Below are 22536 nucleotides of genomic sequence, written 5' to 3'. Positions count from 1 at the left end.
TCCATTCAACTTCGTAGTTAGTCTTTTCGGACAAGCCTGACTGCACACAACCAATTCCGCCCGCTGCCTCACTGGTAGCGGGCATTTTTGTATATAGTCAGCTTGTTTGATCAGTATATATGCACATGATCAACTCTGCCTGAATAATTACGAGTTGAGACAAATGATTATTCACCATAACTCTCTGTTGGATGCAACAAGCTAACCCGAACAAAATGTTTTCGGCATTTATCACATGAATACGCTCGGGTAACTATAAAACTACGGGCTAAGGGAGATCGGGCAATCCTGTTCAGATTCTGACTTTCGCAGGCAGGGCAGCGATAGCGAAAGGTAAGGGACGGATGAAATGCAACCAAAACAAGGAAGAGCAGGAAGATTATAGCGATAGCAATTAGCCAATAAGACCAAACAGGCATGAAAATCTATTAGGATTTTTTTCAATAAACTATACGAATATACACATATTTTGGATGCGTTATTCTTAATTTTTTCCTAAAACCTTATACTAAAATTTCTATTTGAAGGCCGAACCAGCTCACAAACGACTACCATTACCCGCCCTTTCATTTAGATTACTCCCCCGACCCAACGTATGGTTTTGGGCGATTAAAGCCTTCTCTTTCATTTTGCATTCGAAGACAATATCGACCTCTTTTCCGTAGGTATTCGGGGCTGTATAGAGCCAATCGGCATGAGCTTCTTTACGAGCTTTTGGATCTTCGTACTGCTGCCGCGAATCGGAAAAATGAAAAACAGGTCGTACATCCCAGGTAGAATAGGCTGACATGAAAGCCTCTTCTTCGGTCTGGGTGCCAGGATTTAGCGAGTGATGGAAATAATCAAATACGATCGGAATGCCTGTTCGTTCATGAACAGACAACAGATCAGCCACCGTATACAAACTGGGGCGATCATCATTTTCGACGGTCAACCGGGCACGAAGGTTTTCGGAAAGCAACTGAAAATTCTGGGCGAAGCGCGTCAGTGTCGCTGTCTTGTCGCCATAGGTTCCGCCTACATGGATGTTGATCTTATTCCAGTGCGAAGGCGTCAAACCCATCAGGTCGAAAATTTCCGACTGGTATTCCAAATCAACCAGCGTATTGGCCAATACACCACCTTCACCAGCCAGTTTGTTGAACGGTCCCGGATGCATAGTCAACCGGATAGGGCGACTCCCGACTTCTTCAAGGGTAGCCCGGATATCCGGAAAATCAGGTAGGTTCGCCAGGCGATACTCGGATGCCCACGGAAACAAATCCGATGAGATGCGAAACAGTTGGATTCCATTCTTCAGATTCCAGTCGACAATTGTGAGCAGGTCCTGAACGTTTTTCAACGCAAGTTCGGAGGCATAGGCAATACCCCGTTGGGCGAAGGTTTTTTTGACCATTCCCCGATTTGTGGTGATCTTATCGGCCTGCAAACTCAGGTTGATACAAGCGTACCCAACGGCATGTGGCATTAAATTCATAGTCCATTAACGAGAAGGGTAGCGTTGGGGTTTACAAAAAATGGATTCTGTCGGCAGAATCCATTTTTTATTTTGACCGTTCGTTCAAAAGTTAGGACTTAGTGAACAGTTAGTGACTTATCTTAACCTGACAAGTCAGTCTGATTTGCGGAGTATTGAGCCGATTCATAACTGAATCTGTTTATGGAAGACTTTACACCTAACCAAATTCTTGACATTACCCGGAGCTACTGCGATATGGCGCGGGCGCTGAATGAATATCAGTTGCTGCACTGGCCAGAACTGTCTCATGAGCAGCAACTCGACCTCAATGCGTATCAGAATAGTCTACTCAACCGATCGCAGGATTTACAGAGTCATGCTGCCCGGCCCGCTTTTACTGATGCCGTCGATATAGCCACCCGGATTCAACAGGCAACAGCCGAAGCTCAAACAAGCCTGAGTCGAATTGGCGATCCAGTTATTGCCTTAAACGTTGGTGCCATCACAGTCGCACTTGCTGCCTATGTAGCCCGCGCCAATCTGCGAGGCATCCAGACAGCCCTGCGCGAACTGGAGGATTTGGTGAAGTAGTTAATTAGTTGATTGGGTAAAGCCCAGTAGACTAATTAACCAATCAACCAATTTACCAGTCAACTACTTACAAGATCAATCCAGAGGGTGATTTGACGCCGACGAGTTCGATCTCAAAGGTCAGGTCATGCCCTGCCAGGGGGTGATTGGCGTCCAGGGTAACGCTGGTGTCGCTAAGTTTACGAACAATTACCGGAATAGGGCGAGGATTCCCATCTTCATGCATGTTCAGGGTCATTCCTTCTTCCAGTGGAATATCGTCGGGAATATCCGTACGGTTCAGCGTAAAGATCATTTCTTCGTTGGCTGGCCCATATGCATCTTCCACGGGTATATTGACCGTTTTCTTCTCGCCCTGGTTCATGCCGGCAACGCCTTCATCGAAGCCCTTAATTACCTGGCCGCTTCCTACCGTAAATTCAAGGGGAGTACGTCCTGCCGATGAATCGAAAATTGTTCCGTCGGCTAACGTTCCTGTGTAATGTACCTGAACGGTGTCGCCAGATTTTGCTTGTGCCATGATACAAGTGGTTTGTAGTAATAATGCTGCAAAAATACCGGAACTTCCGGCTTACGTTTGCTCACTCGCTAATTTTTAGCAACTCTCCAGCTAACGGGAAAGTTCGAAAACAGTTTACGGTTTTCAGTTTAGGTACGCTGGCTGACGGGTGTGTTATTTTGCGCCAGCGTACCCTAAACTGAAAACCGTAAACTCAAAACGGCTATTTCTACTGATTTACCGAATCCATGAATTTAATGCTCGACAGCGACATCAGTGGCTGGATCGACTTGGCTTTGTCATTTTTGAAAACAAAGTAAACATCGTGAACGCCTTCTGTATCTTTCAGCGCCATTTTAACGGATGGAATGGGCCGACGGAATGGATTAGCGGGTGGAGGAGTAGCGCCTGCGGTTGCTGACGTACTTTTGGGCGCCCCAGCAGCCGACTGATTGGCGGCTCCTGATTCCATTTGTGCCATCAGTTTTGCCATATCTACTTCGGGGGCCACTTCCAGCGTAGCTTCGCCAATCATCGGGCCAGTTGGCGAGTCGATGTGTACTTCAATCGTACCGCCTGCGCTTCCTTCCCGACGCTGAGCCGAGGCATTCAGATCAAGTTTTTTGATACCGGTCAGGTCGAGCTTCTGGAAACCAATGTAGGAATTTGCATACGGAATGACGTTCATACCAGCACCCATACCTCGCGCTTTCAGCTCAGCCCCTTTTACAACGGCCGCACTCGACGCATTCACCTGCGCACTCCGAAGCACAATCAGGTTTTCGGAGGTCTGAGTTGGAACGCCTTTGGCCCCCCGGTCAGTATATGCTGCCCGTACCAGCACGGAGCCCTGCCCATTGTCGCCTTCGGGAAGTTTGACAACATACGTACCTTTGGTTGGTAATGTACTGAATGTCTTTTCGTTAACATTCAGAATATACTTCACAATGGCTTCCGCATCGGCTACCGACATGGCTGGGTGACCAGGCATGGCCACATCCCCCCAAACACCTACTCCGCCGTTGCGAATCTTCTTTACCAGCTTTTCGGTCGCATCGGCACTGCCTTTGTATTTCGTAGCAATAGCCGTAAACATCGGCCCTACTGACTTGCTCGCTACCTGATGGCAAACTTTACAATCGCTCTGACTGATGAGTGTCTGAGCAACAGCATATTGGGTTGAAGCATCGACACTCCGTTGCCCCTGCACCACTTCCGCATAATCGAAACCTTCGGAGGTGTAATCGATGCTCATGGCAACACGGGCTGGGGTAATTTTACCATCGTCCAGGCTACCATCTTCCTTATCATTGACACTAACCGCATATTGAATTGGCTGATTGGGGAAGAAGAACGTTCTGTTACTGGTCAAATTTACGGCTACAGCAGGCGGCTCATTCCCGGCTATGATTTTCACCGACTGGCTATTCGAAGCTCCTTTGGCATCGGTAACTGTCAGTTGAGCCGTGTACACGCCCGGCTTGTCGAACGTCACCGATGGATTGGCCCCAGTGAATGCTTTCGGGGCAACACCGGGTGCCGATACTTTCCACTGATATTTCAAATTGTCGCCATCGTAGTCTTTTGTACCATCGGCCGATAGGGTTAATTTCAGGGGAACCGTACCGCCCTGCTTACTGGCCGATGCATGAACAATAGGCTTCCGATTGCCACCATTATACTCGATCCGCACGAGTCGGGAGTTATTGCTCTTTCGGAACCAGTTGCTGCCGTACTCCAAAATATACATATCCCCATCGGGTCCAAACTTCATGTCGATTGGCTCCACGGGGTGATAGCTGGGCAGAAAGCGTTCCATCGATTTATAGTTACCCTCTGCATCCATCGTAATAGCCATAATCCAGCCCCGCGAGAAATCGGTAGCGATCCATTTACCTTCGTAATAGGCTGGCCACGGACGCTTGGCACCTTTAAAATCGGCCTGGTGATAGATCGGCCCACCCGTTGCCGAACGAGACCCCGTACCCACCAGCGGAAATTCGTCCGAAACCCCATACGGGTAATAGATGAACGAAGGTGCCACGGGTGGCAATTCGCGCAACCCCGTGTTATTAGGCGACGTATTCACCAGATGATCCGGGTCTTTCTTGTCGAGTGGCTTCTTTTCGCCATAGTCATACACTGGAAACGCCTGCCGATTTCCGACGAACCAGGGCCATCCGAAGTTACCCGGCTTGCGGGCCTGGTTCAACTCATCGTACCCACGCGGCCCAATTTCTGAATCGGAGGTGGCATCGGGGCCAACCTCTCCCCAGTAGATATAGCCGGTTTTGCTGTCAACGGAAATGCGCCAGGCATTGCGGTGCCCCATCGAATAGATTTCGGGACGGGTTTTAGCCGTTCCTTTCGGGAATAGATTCCCATCCGGGATGGTGTACGTTCCATCGGTCTGGGGATGGATTCGCAGGATTTTTCCGCGCAGGTCATTCGTGTTTCCGGCATGTCCCTGATCGTCCCAGCTGCTCCGGCCAGGGCGTTCGTCGGTTTGTGCCGCCTGCTGGTTACCGGTGTTATTCCCAACGGTCAGATACAGGTTTCCAGCCCGATCCCAGGTCATGCCGCCCCCCGTATGGCAACATACCTCGCGTTGCGTAGGCACTTCGAGCATTACTTTCTCCGACTTATCGACCAGTTTACCATCCCGTAGTTCCCAGCGGGTCAGCATGTGCTTTTTCTCGGTCGGGTGAGCGTAATAGAGATATACCCAGTGATTCTGCTCAAAATTGGGGTCAAGGGTAAGCCCCATCAGCCCTTCCTCGGCTTCGGTTACGCGGCCTTCGGCTGAGGTATATTTGGTGTTGACGGGGATGTTTCCGATCAGATCGACGGTTTTGGTGACCGGGTCATATTTTTTGAAAGCCCCTTTACGCTCAATGATGTAGGCCGTTCCATCTTTGGCCACCTCAAACACCATCGGCTCGTCGAGATCTTCGGCCAGAACAACGGGCGTAAACCGGCTTTCGTCGGGCTTCGTCGCCCCGTCATCGACCACAAACGATGCCAACCCGACTACCAGCAGGCTATTCAAAGCCACTGTGTATGGTCGTCTCCAATGCGTCGACCATGCTTTCCACGTAAAATTTGATTGATTCATGGCAAGGGTTTATTAAGCCTGTAGCTTCTTCAAATACGTATAACTGGTTGTAATGCTCTCGATCGGCTGAGCCGCCATATCCTGTTCGACAAAGATATACTTAAGTCCTGCCGTTTTGGCGGCCGCAAAGGCATTTTTGAAATCGACTACGCCATTGCCCACCTCGGTGATGGTTTTCAGGTCCGACTTGATGTCTTTGATATGCCAAAGCGGGAAGCGTCCCGGATGCTCGGCAAATAGTTTAACAGGGTCTTTACCGGCTTTGACAGCCCAGGCCAGATCTAACTCCATCTTTACCAACTCTTTATCCGTCTGTGAAAGAATCAGCTCGTAAGGCGTTTTGCCACCTTCGACTGGATCGAACTCGGTAGCATGGTTGTGGTAGGCAAAACCTATTCCTGCCTTTTTACAGGCTTCACCTGTTTTCTGAAACACCTCGATCGACTTCTGAATTTCGTCGAGGGTCGCTACGGGTGTACTGGCGCATACAAGGTATGACAACCCACCTTCACCAGCCTGATCGACCAGCTCCTGGTAGTTATCACGCAGATTGAGCATGGGTGGCATTTTCGAAAAATCCATGGCTGGCCGTTGTCCTCCTCCACCGGCAGGTCCACCACCAGGAGTTCCGGTCGTGCTGGCAGGTGGCGTAGGACGCGGCCGGAAGGGGGCACCACCGGCATGATGTCCGCGCCATTTCATACCCAGATCTTCGACTACTTTTCTAAATTCCTTTGCGGTATAGCCATAGTAACCTCCTTTCAGGCTGAAGGCTGACTCCACTTCTTTATATCCAATAGCGGCTACTTTTTCAAGCGTTCCTTTTGGATCGTTGCTCATATCCCGAAACAGTGTAAACAATTGTAAGCCAACGGGTCGGGAAGCCATTGGCCCAATAAGTGACGTAGCCTGAGACAGTTGTGGTAAAACGAGGCTTCCCAAGGTCAGCGCTCCTGCATCGCGTAGGAACGAACGTCTGGTTTTCATAGGCTGGTTTATTAAGTTTTTGAGAGGAATTACCCTATCCGATCATGTAGAAATACAAATTAACAAGCAAAACAACAGCAGTTTACTCACTCTCAAAAATGCAATAGACCGGAAGCCCAAACATATCGGCAGACCGCCCGTTTCAACCGACGAAGTTAGCCCACAAAATGTACATCATACACGATGGCTCCCGCACGTAGGCATCCTCAACCAGAAAAGCAGTTGGTAACCAGATACTACCTCTGATACCCCCTAATTTCGCTAGTAAAAAACAAGGCCAGGTTGTACCTGGCCTTGAGACTGTTTAAACTTTTTTGTATAGGCTAAAATGAGTGTTTTTGTCATCCCGACGCAGGAGGGATCTTCGAATGATCTAATCGATTAGCTCTCTCCGAAGATCCCTCCTGCGTCGGGATGACAAATCACAGTAATTCCAACTCAATTATAGAAAGTTCAAACAGGTTCCTTGCTAAAATTGATTCGTTGATCGTATACGTCATTAATACGCTCTGGCAAATACGACCCGCCCTTTTGAGGGTTTTCCGGAATAAACGCAAACGCCCTCTTCCGATTGCTGATCGAATGGGATACAACGTATAGTGGCTTTCGTGGCTTCTTTGATGGCTTCTTCAGTCTCGGATGTCCCATCCCAATGCGCCAGCAGGAATCCATTCTCTATCTGCGCCTGAAATTCCTCAAACGTATCGACTTTAAAGGTATGCGTTTCCCTGAATGCTTTTGCCTTGTTGTAAATTGATTGTTGAATATCTTCCAGTAAGGCTTGAATGCGCTCGGTCAGCCCCTCGAACGGGACCGTTTCCTTTGTTTTCAGGTCACGGCGGGCAATTTCAACCGTTCCATTTTCCAGATCACGGCCACCCATTGCCAATCGAACCGGTACGCCACGGAGTTCGTATTCCGCAAATTTCCAACCCGGCTTGTTCGCGTCCGAATCGTCGTATTTGACCGAAATACCGGCTTTCCGAAGCTCCTGAAGTAACGGTTTAATTTTAGCCGAAATTTGTTCAAGCTGTTCTTCCGTCCGGTAAATCGGAACGATGACAACCTGAATAGGTGCCAGTTTGGGCGGTAATACCAGACCGTCATCGTCGGAGTGGGCCATGATGAGTGCGCCCATCAGCCGGGTCGATACCCCCCAGGATGTTCCCCATACATAGTCCAATTGATTCTGTTTGTTCAGAAACTGCACATCGAACGCTTTAGCAAAATTTTGCCCGAGGAAGTGTGAGGTACCGGCCTGTAGGGCTTTACCATCCTGCATCATCGCTTCAATACAAAGGGTATCTTCGGCCCCGGCGAAGCGTTCATTGGGTGTTTTAGCCCCTTTAATGACCGGCACGGCCATCCATTCTTCGGCGAATCGGGCATACACCTCGAGCATTTGCCGGGTTTCATCCTGAGCTTCCTGGGCGGTTGCGTGGGCCGTGTGCCCCTCCTGCCAGAGGAATTCAGCCGTTCGAAGAAAGATTCGTGTCCGCATTTCCCATCGAACCACGTTGGCCCATTGGTTGATGAGCAGCGGCAGATCGCGGTACGACTGAATCCAGTTTTTATACGTACTCCAGATGACCGTTTCCGACGTTGGCCGTACAATAAGTTCTTCTTCCAGCTTAGCTTCCGGGTCCACAATCACACCCGACCCATCTTCGGCATTTTTCAGCCGGTAGTGCGTTACAACGGCACATTCTTTGGCAAAGCCCTCAACGTGGGAAGCCTCTTTGCTGAGGTACGATTTGGGAATAAATAAGGGGAAGTAGGCGTTGCTATGGCCCGTTTCCTTGAACATATCGTCCAGAGCCCGCTGCATTTTTTCCCAGATAGAATAACCATATGGCTTTATAACCATACAGCCTCGAACCGCCGAATTTTCGGCCAGATCGGCTTTTTTAATTAATTCGTTGTACCACTCGGAGTAGTTTTCACTACGGGACGGAATCGCTTTAGCCATAGAATTGACGCTCGAAGTTCGCTGATTGAAGATTGACGTTGGCAAACCACAAAGGTGAGCTGTGCAGTAACTGTCTGCTCATCAGCCAATGCCACTAATCAAGCGACGAACTTCAAACTAATTTTAGAAACAAATTAAACCTTAGTTAACTATTCGGAGTCTAATACGTAAGAAGTTGCAAAGATAAGTTTTTGCTCTATTTTTGTAATTAAACCAGTCAATCCTGTGTTATAGTGTTGAAATGGTAGTAAGCATGAGCTTTTATACGTTTAATTCCCTTGCCAAATGAAAACGCCACGACTATATTCTTATCTGACGTTGGCTGCGCTGCTGAGCATCTGGAGTTGTACTTCCAGTCGGCAAACGGCCCAGAACGCCAGTGACGTAGACGATCTGTATGGTAGTGCTGGCAACAGTTCACCAGTCTACGCCAGCAACCGACAAGCTGACGATTACAGTGCACAGCCCTACAGCCGCTCACAACGTCAACAACGATTGAACCGCAACGCTAACCCTGATTACAACGACGAACAGCAGGGGGCCAATTCCAACACCGACGACTATTACACCGAGCTGAGCGCCCGTAAGTTAAATCGTGGTCTTTCACCCGATCCAGGCTGGAACGATGAAGGTACCAATGCCTACAATTCAGGCTTTGTGAATGGGTATAATGCGGCTACGACTTCGGCTTATAGCTGGAATCGCTGGGGCTTCAACAACACCGGCTTCTATTCGGGTCTGGGTTTAGGATTAGGCATGGGAGCCTTTGGTTACGGCTATCCCGGATTCAGTTTTGGCTTTGGCAGTCCGTTCTACAGCCCATATGCGTATAGCCCCTTCAATTCGCCATTCGGCTACGGTAGCTACTACGATCCGTTCTACAGTTCGTATGCCTATGGCATGGGCGGCTACTATAGCCCGTTCTATTCATCCTATTACGGAATGGGCGGCTTCTATAATCCTGTCTACGTAAACAATGTCTACGTAACAGGTGCTGACCCTTATCGTAACCGGACCTATAACCGGACTTTCGAACGGTCATCAGGTCGGTATTCCTCTGCCTTCGACAATTCGGCTCGTACCTACAATCCGAATGGTGGTCGGGCTGCAGCGACCAACACGACTCGTGGCGATGGCTACTATGCTCGTCCAAGCAACGGCAGCAGCCGGGGTAACTATTACTACGATAATAGCGCCAGCAGCAATGGTCGGGTAAGTGCCAACTCAGCCGCTCCTTCGTACAATAGCAATTCGGGAAATTCGGAGTACTATTCTCGACCACGTGAAAGCAGCCGGGGAAGCTATACGCCATCGGGCGGCAACTTTACAGGAGGGAATAATCGCAATAGCTATCAAAACCAGAGTCAAAGCTATAGTCAACCCAACTTCAGCCAGCCAAGCCGAGGCAGCTATCAACAGTCGCAGCCCAGCTTTAGCCAGCCAAGCCATAACCAGCCAAGCTTCAATAGTGCACCAAGCCGCAGCTTTAGCACACCGAGCTACAGCGCGCCTAGTGGCGGAGGTGGCGGTGGCGGCTTCTCGGGAGGTGGTGGACATTCCGGTGGCCGTGGCCCACGCTAACAGTCTTGCTTAAATTATAATAAAAAATCCCCGCTAGTTAGGACAATTAGCGGGGATTTTCGTTTTAATTATGTTGGGGCTTTGAAGGTTAACCAACAACCTCAAACTATTTTTACTTCGATTAAACGTTTATACGTTATGGTGTTCTAATACGTATATATACAATATGCTCCACCAACCGCTTTATAAAGCTTTACGAACATGAATAAACCGTTTTATCTTACAGTAGCTCTAGGGCTACTCTCGCACCTGGCCTTTAGTCAGGGCGCGGCCTTTGACTATGCCGATGATGCATTTCGGTACTCCGATTTCAGTCAGAATGGCACCGCCCGGTTTCGGGGTATTGGTGGAAATCATGCCGCTCTGGGTGGCGATGCCAGTAATCTATCTGGCAATCCGGCAGGGTTAGCATTTTACAACCGTTCTGAGCTGAGTATCAGCCCGATGTTTACGTCGGCCAATAACCAGAATACGTTTTTGGGATCGCAGACCAATAGCAGTAGCGGTAAAGTCAGTATTGGTCAGTTTGGGTTGGTTTTGCCGGGAAGCAGCAATGGTAGCCGTCGCTGGCGCCGAACTGCCTTTGGCATAAGTTATTCGCAGAATGTTAATTTCTTTGATTATGTCGATGCGCATGGCCTAAACAACAATCCCAATTCATCCATCGCCCAAACGTACATCAATGCCGCCAACTCGGCAGCGTACAGCGAAAAAGAATTAAGCGACTCTTTTTTCCCAAACAGCAAACAGGCTGATTTCCGGGAAGCGGCTGCCTATGGATTATACCTGATCAATCCAACCGATCTTGGCACAAATGGCTCTGGCCCTCCCTACACGCGGTATGATGCAACGGTCCAGAAAGACCAGCGATCAACGATTAGCCGTTCGGGGACCAATTCACAGTGGACATTCTCGTATGCTGGTAACCTGGACGACAAGTTTTACATCGGTGGCTCGCTGGCCCTGACGCACCTTCGGTACTCTTCCGAAGTGGCTTTTCTGGAAACGCCCGTCAATGGGAAGGTATTTAACAACTATGGCCAAACCAATCGGCTCGATGTAAAGGGAAGCGGCATCAATGCATCACTCGGATTTATTTACAAAATCGTCCCTCAATTTCAGGTAGGTGGTACGGTCATCTCGCCAACATTCAGCAGTGCAAACGAAACCTTTGGCCAAACCCTGTCGGCGGTTTCCAAAGATCCGAAACTGGTGTTGACAACGAATTATGTTGATGTCGTTGATCCATCGAATGATTTTACCTATTCCTTACAGACCCCCCTACGGGCTTCGGGCGGTGCCACCTACTTCCTGGGCAATGGTAAAATTGGTTTCCTGACGGCTACGGCTGAATATGTCAATTACCAGGGGATGCGGGTCCGTACGTCTGCATTCACGAATCAGCAGGACAACAACGATTTTAAGAATGATGTGAAGCGATTCGTGCAAGACACCTACCAGAATGTGATCAACGTGCGGGCCGGTGCCGAAATTCGGGCGGGTATCTTACGCGTACGGGCCGGTGTGGGCTACTTACCAACTGCGTATAAAATTGATCTGGATCGGGTAGCTAAAGCTGACCGCTCGAAACTATTATTATCAGCAGGTCTTGGCGTTCGTAATGATCGCTTCTTTGCTGATCTGTCGGGTTCATATCTGACCTATAAATCAGGTTATTCCCCCTTTGAATTACCCAACAGTTCGGACACCCCAACCGTTGCCACCAACAATCGGTACACAAATCTGATGCTGTCGATGGGCGTGTTTTTTTAAAGTAGCAAAGAGCGGGGTGCAAGGTGCAGGGAGAGAAAAAGCTTATGAGCCAAACTTACTCCTTGCACCCTGCACCTTACACCCCGCTACTTTTTATAATCCATTTATGATGCGGGCGTAAATGTTGTTGAGTCGATTCACATCGTAGGTTCCTCCCCCATCATCCGCCACGTTGATGGTGATGTTGGATGTACTACCGGGATTGGCCGTGGTTCGGGTGATGGTGAAGCCCAAATTCAGGGTACTATTTGCCCCTACCGACTCGCCACTGTTGATGGCCAGACTTAATTGCTGACCGGCCACCGTATTGCTCACATGCCACTTGCTATTCTGCACCGCCACCGGATTTGTAGTTCCACCGGATACATTAATGCTCGTCAGTGTGTTATCGAAACTGATGCTGTAGCCGGTAGGTACAGTAATAGTAATGATAATTGATCCACTGGAAACGGCTCCGTTCACCTCCTGCAACTGAACCAGTAACCCTTTGTTCTCTCCTGCGGTGAAGTTACCATCGGGCAGGCTCATGATGGCCGATAGGTCAGGGCCAGCCAAGGCTGTTACGCTCACTAGCGCACTCTGGCTGCAAACACCTGCCGTAGCCACCACCGTAAAGGTCTGCACTCCGGCCGTAGTCAGACTGACCGAGACGGCCGATCCAGTAGCGGGCGTTGTCAGCGGAGCCGTTGATGGGGCCGTCCATTGGTAGCTAGTCGCTCCAGAAGCCGTCAGGCTCACCACCACCCCCACATTAGCCATGGGCAGCGATGCACCGGTCGCTAGACTCAACACCGTATTGCTGCTGATGGTGGTGGTGGTTATGGCTGAGCAACCCACACTATTGGTAACGGTCACCGAATAAGTCCCCGCGGTATTTACCACGGCCGTCCCCGCCGTAGCGTTCTGGCTAACAATACCGGGGCCAGCAAAGGCGTATGTAGAACCGCCACTGGCCGTTAGTGTCAAACTGGTTTGGGCACAGGTTAAGGTCGCGCTGGGCGTTGGGGTAAGACCCGTTGTTAAGGTGGAGCAGTTGACCGTCAGACTAAAAGGAGCAGCCACTTGCGAGCAACCCAGATTATCGGTCACCGTCAGACTGATGGGGTATGTGCCTGCCTGGGTAGGTGTCCCCCCAATAGAGCGGAAGGCCGAGCTCGCAGTGACCACACTTAGACCAGCAGGCAAACTACTGAACGTGAACGAGTAGGGACTTGTGCCACCTGAGGCTGACCAGTCTAAGGTGTTTACCATGTGAACGCCCACCAAGGCCGTCGAAATACTAGGCGTGGTCAGAGTAAACGTTGGACAGTTGACAGTCAGGCTATAGGGCGATGCCTCCTGGGCACAGCCCAGTTTATCGGTTACCGTCAGGCTAATGGGAAAGCTACCCGCCTGAGTAGGTGTCCCCCCAATGGAGCGGAAGGCCGCGCTCGCAGTGACCACGCTCAAGCCCGAGGGAAGACTGCTGAACGTGAACGAGTAGGGACTTGTGCCGCCTGAGGCTGACCAGTCTAAGGTGTTTACCATGTGAACGCCAGCCAAGGCCGTCGAGATACTCGGCGTGGTCAAGGTAAACGTGGGACAGTTGACTGTTAGGCTATAGGGCGATGCCTCCTGGGCACAACCCAGATTATCGGTCACCGTCAGACTGATGGGGTAAGTGCCTGCCTGGGTAGGCGTACCCCCAATAGAGCGAAAGCCCGCGCTCGCAGTGACCACGCTCAGGCCCGAGGGAAGCGTACTGAAACTGAAGCTGTAGGGACTTGAACCGCCCGAGGCCGACCAGTCTAAGGTGTTTACCATGTGAACCCCCGCCAGGGCCGTTGAAATACTTGGCGTGGTCACCGTAAACGCATTGCCAACCGTGGCTGTGCCACTAGCCGTAGCCGAACAGCTTCCGATCGTACAGGTAGCGGTGTATTGGCCACTGATGGTTGTTGAAAAGACTGCACCGGTAATGCTGCCCGGCCAGGCTATGGTACCGCCCGAACAACCGGATGCGGTGAGTGTCACTTGTCCACCGGTACAGGCCGTCGCCGAACCCGTTACCGAGAAACCTGCAATTGTCGTACTCTGACCAATATTAGTACTCGCTGTAGCCGTACAGCCATTGGTACCCGTTACCGTCACCGAGTAGGTTCCGGCATTGCTGACGGTACGTACGGCATTCCCCGAATTGTCCTCCCAATGATAAGTACCACCCCCAGTCGCTGTCAGGCTGATACTGGTGGTGGTACAGGTAAGGGTTGAACTGGCTGGTAGAAGAATAGAAACTGATGGAGAGGCCGTGTTGCTGGTGATGGTAGTGGTGGTCGTACTAAAGCAACCCGTTTCTGTATTAGTCACCGTTACCGAATAAGTACCGGGTGCATTGACTACGGCAATGCCGTTTTCGGAGTCCTGATTAAGAATGCCGGGGCCACTAAACACATAATCATCACCGCCCGTTGCCGTTAAGGTCAAACTAGTTTGGCCACAGGTGAGCACTCCTTCATGGCTGGCCGTGAGTGTTACAGCAGGCAGGTCGCTGACCGTTAAATCATACGTCTCAGTGGCCAGTTGACCATTATTGCTTACTGTGAGCGAAAAGGCCTGGCTACCAGATGCGGTCGTCGTGATCAGTTGACTAAAGCTTGTATTACTACTGGCTCCGGTGGTTGTACTCGTGCCATTGGTAAGCGTATAGGTATAGGAACCGGTCAGGTTGCCCAGATTGGCCGTAAAGGTAACCTGATTGCCGACACAAACCGGATCAGGATTAGCCGTGAAATCGCTAATCGTGATTGTTGGGGTAAATTGAATTGAAAACGGACTCGACGGGCTGTTACCGTTGCCCCCAAGATCCTGAGCGACACCGGGTCCCACACTGACCGAAACCGTACCTGCTGAGCCAGGAACTAGGTTTACGGTGTAACTTGAGCCAGCCCCTGCAAAGTCACTTACTGTACCGTTCGTAACGGTAATGTCGCCAGCCAAAAAGCCTGTTACCGATTCCGAGAAGGTGATGGTTAGCGGAATGGGACTAGTGCTGGTAGGGTTCGGGGCAGTGCTGGTGATGCTAACCGTAGGCGAAGTGGTGTCGATGGTAAATGTGATAGTGCTGCTAGCAGGCCCAGTGTTCCCAACCTGGTCGGTTGCAGTGGCTCTAACGTTGTGCGAGCCATCTGCCAGCGGAGCAGAAGGGGTAAAATTCCAGTTGCCAGACGCATCGGCCGAAGGAGTGCCAATCACTGAACCATCGACCCGTACCGTTACAGTACTGGACGGTTCGGCTGTACCGGCATAGGTAGGTGTATTATCGTTGGTTGTTGTCCCATTGGCGGGTCCAGAAATAAAAGGTGCCGCCGGAGGAGTCGTATCAATCGAAAACGTGTTGGTGTTGCTATTGGGGCTGGTCAGACTATTGAGCATAGCCCGCGCAAATACCCTGTGTGTACCATCGGGCAGTGACACCGACGGGGTAAAGCTCCAGTTACCACTGGCATCTGCTGTAATGTCACCAGCATAGCCATCATCAACGAATACCGTAACACTACTTACCGGAGTGGCGGTTCCGCTATAGGTGGGCCTATTGTTGCTTAGTTGACTGCCATTAGTAGGTGTCAGCACAACGGGGGCTGGAGGAGCACTGGTGGTTGTAAAACTCTGCACGGCTCCATAGCTAGTGCCCACTCCGTTGATGGCGTAGGCGCGTACGGAGTAGGTAGTTCCGCTCACCAGGTTGCTTACGGTCTGGGAGTAGTTGCCCGTTCCCGATCCCATGGTCACTTTGGTGTCACTGGTAGTTGGTGTGCCATTACCAGTTATATAGACCACCCCCCGCTCGGTGACGGAGGAGCCACCATCAGCGGTAACGCTGCCGCCCAGTGTAGCGCTAGTCTCCAGTATGCTACCGGGTACGGTTGTAGTTACGGTAGCTGTTGCTCTAACCTGCAGAATATATGTCGATCCTACTCCCGAACAGCCATTGGCGTCCGTAACGCGTACCGTGATGGAAATAGTACCGTTTTGAGTTGGCGTACCCGACAAGATGCCTGTGGTGGACAGAGTTAAGCTGGATGGCAGGCTACCACTTTCGATACTAAAACTAAGCGGAGCTGTTCCACTGCTGGCAGTGAAGAATTGACTAAAAGCTGTGCCAACTAAAGCTGTAGTGATTAGTGGGTTAGTAACACTTACGACTGCTGTACTGCTATAAATGGTTGAATTCGTTGTAGCCGTACAGCCATTAGCTCCCGTAACGGTTACCGAGTAGGTACCTGGGGCACTCACTGTGCGAATGGCACTGGTAGAGTTGTCGTTCCAGCGGTAAGTGCCTCCTCCTGTAGCCGTCAGTGCCAGGCTGGTCGTAGTACAGGTCAGGGTTGTACTGGCAGGGGCTTGAATAGTAGCTGTAGGTAAGGAGTTGATGGTCACGCTGGTGGTGGCTCTTGCCGACTGGCTATTATCAATCACAATCAGGGTGAAGGATTGAACACTCGAACCAGTTGCTGTCAAATTTTGACTAAACGCTGTACTGGACGTATTGCCCGTGGTGGTGCTGTTCCCATTTGTAACGGTAAAGTCATAATTGCCGGTTACGTTACCTACGGTAGCTGTGAAGGTTATCGGGCTACCTATACAGACAGTATTGTCTATGGCTGCAAAACCGGCAATAGTAGGAGGACCGATCAAATTGGTCAGCGCGAATGTCCGGTTTGGACTAGCTCCATTAGCCGAAGCGACCACAGAGTAAGGCCCACCTACTGTTGCATTGGCCGTCACCGAAGCCGAAGCTGTAGTATTAGCAATACTCGCTGTCACCGAAACAGGATTAATAGCAGCACCCGAGTTAGGCCCTGTAAAGGTCACCACCCCTCCATCCACCGGCTCGCTGAAGCTACTGCTGAGCGTTACGACCAACGGGTTGGCAAAAACGGTATTCACAACGGCACTCTGACTGTTGCCACTGGTGCGAGCCATGCTAAAACCTCTTGACTCGAACGAACCTATGTCGGTAACACCTACTCGACTAATGCCCCGATCATCTGTAGTAGGCGCTCCACTGGCTGTGCCCGCGTTAATGGCAGGACTACCCGGTAATAAGGCATGCGTTTGACGGGAACCACCATAATTTCCCAGCACCGATAACAATGGATCAACACCCAGTTGATTACCATTAACCCCATTGGTTAGACCACCTGTATTACCGGGTCCAATTATGTTGTTTGTGGAGCCACTGCCCAACGTACTCTCAATATTATTATAGTCCGCATTGTCTGATGTGTTTCCAGCTACAATGCAGTTGATAATCGTTGGATGCGCGCCATTTATTATACGTAATCCAGCCGTACCCTGAGCAATGTTTCGGGTGATGGTTGAATTAATAATCGTATGGGTACCTACACTAGAGTTAATCCCACCCCCAACACCGGCAGTATTGCTGCTAATCGTGCAATTACTAATCGTTATACTACTACCATTTACCCATATGCCTCCCGCACTAAAACTAGCGTAATTACCAGTAAACAGTGAATTGGTAATGATAGCATTATCACCCAGCAAGGTCATTCCACCACCCTGATTAGCCGTATTACTCGTGAATGTGGTATTCGTAATACTGCAGGATGAGCCACCGTTTGATAAACCTCCTCCAAAGGATCCGGCCTTATTTCCGTCAAAAAGGCAATTATTAACCGTCAGACTACTCAGATTGCGAATTGCACCACCTTCATAGGTGGCCTCATTGTTTCGAAAAACACAGTTGGATAACGTCAAAAGGCCCCAATTTTCTATTGCACCGCCATTATCCTGGTCTGCAAAGCTATCGGCAATAGTAAACCCATCGAAACTAACGGTCGCTATAGCATCACTAGGGTAAGGTATGTTAAAAATTCGGTAGTTCCCGCCAGAGTTCCGACGCACGGTGAGGCTGCTGGCTCCCGGCCCGATAAAAGCAATATCCTTCGTGATGTCGGGCAAGGAACTTGACAGGTTTATTGTGCCACTTATAGCACTAGCGGTAATGGTAAAGGGACCAGCACTACTCGAGCCCATAACATTCAGCATGGCCTGCCGCAAGCTCCCCGTACCACTGTCATTGGTGTTGATGACGGTAAACGTAGTTTGAGCGCTGGTTAACGTCCCGGTAAAGACAAAAAAAATGAAGTAAATGACGTAAATGGTTCGATTCATAAAGATTGATTAGCTACCTGGTTTAGAGGTTGAGGTATCTGGCCTGTGTCGAAATCATAAATTCTCTAGTCGCACTAGATCCGATACAAAAATTATAACCAATGGGTAGTCGTGCTAACACTGTCGTTACATCCAATACCACTCATGTTTCATCCAATGAAAAAAGCCCGGATTTCCAGGCTTTTGCATTAATTGGATCAAAATGGGCCGTCTTCAGACAGACATGGTAAAGCTAGACGCGGTTCTTATTTTACGACTCTGGCTGCGGCTGTTTACTGTACTGCGAGGGAAGTACACCGTATTTCTCCTGAAAGACTTTGGCGAAATAAGACAGGTTATCGAAGCCTACTGCGTAAGCTACCTGCGTCACACTGTCAGTTTGAGTGGCAAGTAACGTGGCTGCCTGAGCCAGCCGAATATCGCGGATGAAACTAGTGGCCGTCGTATTGGTGAGTGCCTTTAATTTTCGGTGCAATTGTACCCGACTCAGGTTGACCGCTTCGGCCAACGCTTCAACGCTAAAATCAGGGTCATCGATATGCTTTAGTACTTTTTCCGACAATCGATCCAGAAATTTCTGTTCGGCTGTAAGGGCTGGCGGGGCCACTCGCATAGGCCCCTGTTGCGTCTGATTATGCGTAAACCATTCGAACAAGCGTTCCCGTTGCAGAAGCAGATTCCGTACCCGAAGCAGTAACTCCTGCCGGTCGAAGGGCTTGGTCAGGTAATCATCGGCCCCAATCGTCAGCCCTTCGATTCGGCTATCCATGTCGGCTTTAGCGGTGAGCATCACCACCGGTATATGGCTGGTCGCTTCCAGGGTTTTGAGTTGCCGACAGAAGCCAAATCCATCCAGCCGGGGCATCATCAAATCGCAGATAACCAGATCGGGTAGAGTTTCGACGGCTCGAATTAAGCCATCCTGTCCATCAACCGCTTCGATAATGGTATAGATTGGCTCCAGTACATGCCGGATATAAATCCGTAGGTCATCGTTATCCTCGACAATTAAAACGGTCTTACCAGATGGTGAGTCAAGATCAGTGTTCAACGGGATTGTCTGTAAAACTGCTTCCTGAACGGTAGCTTCAGGACTATCTCGTTCAATTGATCTCGGACTGAATTGAGCAGGAGCCTCTGCCGGTTCCAAAGTCAGGTCAAGGACAAAGGTTGTTCCCAGACCGGGTTGGCTCTCGACCCGTATTTGCCCCTTCATGGCGGAAACCAGTTCTTTAACTAGCGCGAGTCCAATACCAGTGCCTTCATACCTACGTAGTTGGCTATCGTCGGCCTGATAGAACCGATCGAAAATATGTCTGACCTGGTCGGGAGCAATGCCCACTCCCGTATCACGTACCGAAATCGTCACTCCCGGTTTTGCATCGTGATAAAGAACATCGACCTGCACACGCCCACCGGCAGGCGTAAACTTCAGGGCATTTGAAATCAGGTTGGTTACAATTTTTTCAAGTTTATCACCATCGTACAGCCTCCACTGCTGCGGTCGATTTTGGGTCAATGTCAATGTAATTCCCCGGCTTTGTGCCAGCGACTCAAACGAGGCTATCCATATCCGAATGTCATTGACCAGGTTACCCGGTTGTTTATCCAATTGTAGTTCTCCGGCATCCAGTTTGGCCAGTTCGAGCAATTGGCCAATTAGCGATTGCAGCCGGTTCGCATTTCGATACATGATCTGGTACAGCATTTCACCAGGATGTTGTTGCCGAAGATCATTGATTGGTCCCAGCAATAAGGTCAGGGGCGTCCGAAATTCATGGGAAATATTGGTAAAGAAGCGCGTTTTCAACGAGTCTAGTTCCGCTAATCGACCGGCTTCTTTCTGTTCAAACGCAACCTGCTGCTGAAGCAGGAGCCGCTGTGTCTGCAAACGATTCAACCGCCAGATTATCAACGCAATTACGATCAAATAAAACAGGGAAGCCCACCAGGTACGGTAAACTGGTGGGTGAATACGAATCTGTAGTTCCAGTGGCTTACTCCAATGTTCTCCATCAACCGAACCCATCATTTGCAATTGGTAATTCCCGGATGGTAGCTGCGCATAATTGGCAAATCGATTGGTACCCGCTTCCACCCAATCGTCGTCGATACCCTGGAGTCGGTAACGATACCGATTGTTGGCCGAATTGGTATAATCAAGCACCCCAAATTCAAACGTTAGCAGATTTTGATCGTATCGTAAATCAAGCTGATTGGTGTAGTCAATGCTCTGTTCAAGGAGATTATCCGTATTGCCGACCTCCACAGGTTTATTATTGATTCGTAGCCCAAGAATCGTCACGGTTGGTGCTTTCTGGCTTTCTGTCAATAACTCTGACGGGCGAAACGTACTCAGGCCGTTAACCCCACCAAACAATAATTCACCCGAAGTTGACTTAAAAAACGAACCGGTATTAAACTCATCATCCTGTAGTCCGTCGGCCTGCGTATAGTTCCGAAAATGACCGGTACGGGGATTGAATTGCGACAGTCCCCTATTCGTACTCAGCCAAAAATTGCCGGAATTATCGGTTATCAGGCTGTACACTACTTTATTTGGTAGCCCATCTTTTTCAGTAAAGTGTCTGAATTGCCCCGTCTGTTTATCGAGACGTTCCAATCCCCCTCCCTTGGTACCAATCCACAGATACCGACCAGGCTCATATGGGTCATTAGCCAGACTCAGTACAAAATCATTGCTCAGACTTTGCCGATCCGTAATGGAGTTCCGGTAATGCGTATACGTTGGTTTATCGGGAAGATGCTCAGCCTTGACTAGCCCCTGCTGCGTACCAACCCAGTAGGTTCCATCGGGTTCTCGCAACAGCGCATAGGTTTCGGTTTCGGGGCTACTTTTCGATAAATACCGAAATGTCTGAAACGTTTCGGTCTTCGGGTCGAACCGAAGCAATTTTCCATTCATAGCCCCGATCCATAACAAGCCAGAGGGGTCTTCCAGGGTATGATTGCCCCATAATCCAAAATCAACATCGGTCGGAATTGGGTATTTTTTGAGCAGTTGCCAGGTATTGGAAAACTTGAACAGATGCTCTTCATGAGTCTGAAAATTTGTATTCGATACCCAGAAAAACCCCTGTCGGTCCTGCATAAAATAGCGCTGTCGACGATCGGCCTCGGGAAGCTTTGGGTCCAGAAAGGGGACTAACTGGTTTGATGTACGATCCACTAACCCATACGCATACTGATAACGGGCATAGGTTCGTCCCTCACGATCGACATAGAGGTAGGACAATGACGTGCGGGGCAGGTACGAATGAAACTGGTTCACTCGTGGGTTAAACTTACGAATACCATACCCACTGGTACCTACCCAGATGTTGCCGGTTTTATCTTTTAGGACTTGAGTAACCGCATACAAATTCGGCGGGAACGTCATAAATGCATCCTGTAGGGCCAACTCATCTTTACGAAACAGCTCAGTTGGCGACAGCAACCAAAGGTGACTAAGGGTTATAACAGCCAGTAAGTTTTTATCGATAGGCTTGATCTGCAACCCTGTAACATCAGTAGCCTGAAGCCTAATCGTTTTTCGAATGCCTTTATACCAACAGTCAATCTGACGCTGCGTACTGACAAATAGAAAACCCTGCTTAGTATCCTCATACAAATCAAAAATAGCGGGTGTTTTTCCTATAAAAAGTGGTAATCGGGTGAGTGAATCTGGTATCTTCCAGTTGAAAGTGTAAATACCATTATCGAGTGCCGTAAGGGCTTCGCCCGTCGGTTTAAAACTGAAGGAGAGATTGGGATGATTCGTCTGATCACTGGAGACGGGCAACGATAGTACCTGAACCTGATTCGTAAAATCGGCCCGTTCCGGATAATGCTGCCGAAGCGAAATCGGTATTATAACTTTAAACGGTTTCCCTACATTGGTACCCACCCAAATATTCCCCTCTGGATCTTCGATCAAGCTTCTGATTTCGTAATTGGCTCCGCTAGCCATCGTCTGATCCCGAATCGCGACATGGTAAAACCGCTGGGTCCGGTCGTCGTACAGATTAATTCCTTTATTCAGCGTACCGATCCAGAGCCGATGCTGCCGATCAATCAATAAAGCGGAGCAGGCGTTGTCGGAAATGCTAAATTCATCATAGGGATCATGGGTAAACACCTTGAAATTATACCCATCGTACCGGTTCAGACCATCTTTGGTGGCTATCCAGATAAACCCTTTCTGATCCTGTTTCAGATCAAAAACCATCCCTTGCGACAGCCCATTCGAAATCGTCAACTCCTGCCAGCCTTTCGATTGAGCCTTTAACCAATTCGAATGAATAACTAAAAAGAAAATTTGACAAATAACGAAGAGACGCATACTCAGCAATTTTCCTCTAAAATTGGTAAAAAATATACCATTAACC

The 22536-nt window shown here is 49.6% G+C and carries 10 protein-coding genes; 3 read left to right on the top strand and 7 right to left on the bottom strand.

The annotated features are described in order from the left end of the window. Positions 1-538 precede the first annotated feature (538 nt). On the bottom strand, positions 539-1477 hold the full coding sequence (gene uvsE / locus ACYVFD_RS04685) for a UV DNA damage repair endonuclease UvsE (protein WP_461088593.1): 939 nt from the start codon (positions 1475-1477) through the stop codon (positions 539-541). 183 nt (positions 1478-1660) lie between these two features. Here uvsE and ACYVFD_RS04680 point away from each other — a divergent pair, with 183 nt between their 5' ends. Further along, a complete protein-coding gene (locus tag ACYVFD_RS04680) occupies positions 1661-2050 on the top strand; it encodes a hypothetical protein (RefSeq protein WP_461088592.1) in 390 nt (129 codons plus the stop codon). Positions 2051-2117: 67 nt separating this feature from the next. On the opposite strand, the gene ACYVFD_RS04675 is transcribed toward ACYVFD_RS04680, so the two are convergent. From ACYVFD_RS04675 to proS, 4 genes are all read right to left on the bottom strand, one after another. Continuing rightward, a complete protein-coding gene (locus ACYVFD_RS04675) occupies positions 2118-2570 on the bottom strand; it encodes an FKBP-type peptidyl-prolyl cis-trans isomerase (protein ID WP_461088591.1) in 453 nt (150 codons plus the stop codon). A gap of 208 nt (positions 2571-2778) precedes the next feature. Beyond that, positions 2779-5664, bottom strand: a complete 2886-nt coding sequence (locus ACYVFD_RS04670; RefSeq protein ID WP_461088590.1) for a PQQ-dependent sugar dehydrogenase — start codon at positions 5662-5664, stop codon at positions 2779-2781. 12 nt (positions 5665-5676) lie between these two features. Further along, the gene (locus tag ACYVFD_RS04665; RefSeq protein ID WP_461088589.1) at positions 5677-6651 is read right to left on the bottom strand and encodes a sugar phosphate isomerase/epimerase family protein; all 975 of its coding nucleotides are present in this window, start codon (positions 6649-6651) and stop codon (positions 5677-5679) included. A gap of 499 nt (positions 6652-7150) precedes the next feature. Then, complete coding sequence (proS, locus tag ACYVFD_RS04660; RefSeq protein ID WP_461088588.1) at positions 7151-8620, bottom strand: proline--tRNA ligase; 1470 nt, start codon at positions 8618-8620, stop codon at positions 7151-7153. Between the two features lie 285 nt (positions 8621-8905). Here proS and ACYVFD_RS04655 point away from each other — a divergent pair, with 285 nt between their 5' ends. Beyond that, positions 8906-10201, top strand: coding sequence for a hypothetical protein (locus ACYVFD_RS04655; protein WP_461088587.1), 1296 nt, complete (start codon positions 8906-8908; stop codon positions 10199-10201). 201 nt (positions 10202-10402) lie between these two features. Then, positions 10403-11974: a hypothetical protein gene (locus tag ACYVFD_RS04650; RefSeq protein ID WP_461088586.1), complete on the top strand. Its 1572-nt coding sequence runs from the start codon at positions 10403-10405 to the stop codon at positions 11972-11974. Positions 11975-12067: 93 nt separating this feature from the next. Here the strand turns inward: ACYVFD_RS04650 and ACYVFD_RS04645 are convergent, their stop codons facing one another. Next, on the bottom strand, positions 12068-18148 hold the full coding sequence (locus tag ACYVFD_RS04645) for a beta strand repeat-containing protein (RefSeq protein ID WP_461088585.1): 6081 nt from the start codon (positions 18146-18148) through the stop codon (positions 12068-12070). A 250-nt stretch (positions 18149-18398) separates the two neighbouring features. Continuing rightward, entirely contained in the window at positions 18399-22490 is a 4092-nt protein-coding gene (locus ACYVFD_RS04640) for a hybrid sensor histidine kinase/response regulator transcription factor (protein WP_461088584.1), read from the bottom strand. Between the last annotated feature and the right edge of the window lie 46 nt (positions 22491-22536).

The sequence above is a fragment of the Spirosoma gilvum genome, from assembly GCF_054776815.1.
The sequence above is the reverse complement of the archived record's forward strand: the minus strand, read 5'-3'. Positions and strand labels throughout refer to the sequence as shown.

Bases quoted from the DNA above. Each gene is read 5' to 3' on its own strand.
- uvsE (WP_461088593.1), bottom strand. From the start codon at position 1,477: ATGAATTTAATGCCACATGCCGTTGGGTACGCTTGTATCAACCTGAGT.
- ACYVFD_RS04680 (WP_461088592.1), top strand. From the start codon at position 1,661: ATGGAAGACTTTACACCTAACCAAATTCTTGACATTACCCGGAGCTAC.
- ACYVFD_RS04675 (WP_461088591.1), bottom strand. From the start codon at position 2,570: ATGGCACAAGCAAAATCTGGCGACACCGTTCAGGTACATTACACAGGA.
- ACYVFD_RS04670 (WP_461088590.1), bottom strand. From the start codon at position 5,664: ATGAATCAATCAAATTTTACGTGGAAAGCATGGTCGACGCATTGGAGA.
- ACYVFD_RS04665 (WP_461088589.1), bottom strand. From the start codon at position 6,651: ATGAAAACCAGACGTTCGTTCCTACGCGATGCAGGAGCGCTGACCTTG.
- proS (WP_461088588.1), bottom strand. From the start codon at position 8,620: ATGGCTAAAGCGATTCCGTCCCGTAGTGAAAACTACTCCGAGTGGTAC.
- ACYVFD_RS04655 (WP_461088587.1), top strand. From the start codon at position 8,906: ATGAAAACGCCACGACTATATTCTTATCTGACGTTGGCTGCGCTGCTG.
- ACYVFD_RS04650 (WP_461088586.1), top strand. From the start codon at position 10,403: ATGAATAAACCGTTTTATCTTACAGTAGCTCTAGGGCTACTCTCGCAC.
- ACYVFD_RS04645 (WP_461088585.1), bottom strand. From the start codon at position 18,148: ATGAATCGAACCATTTACGTCATTTACTTCATTTTTTTTGTCTTTACC.
- ACYVFD_RS04640 (WP_461088584.1), bottom strand. From the start codon at position 22,490: ATGCGTCTCTTCGTTATTTGTCAAATTTTCTTTTTAGTTATTCATTCG.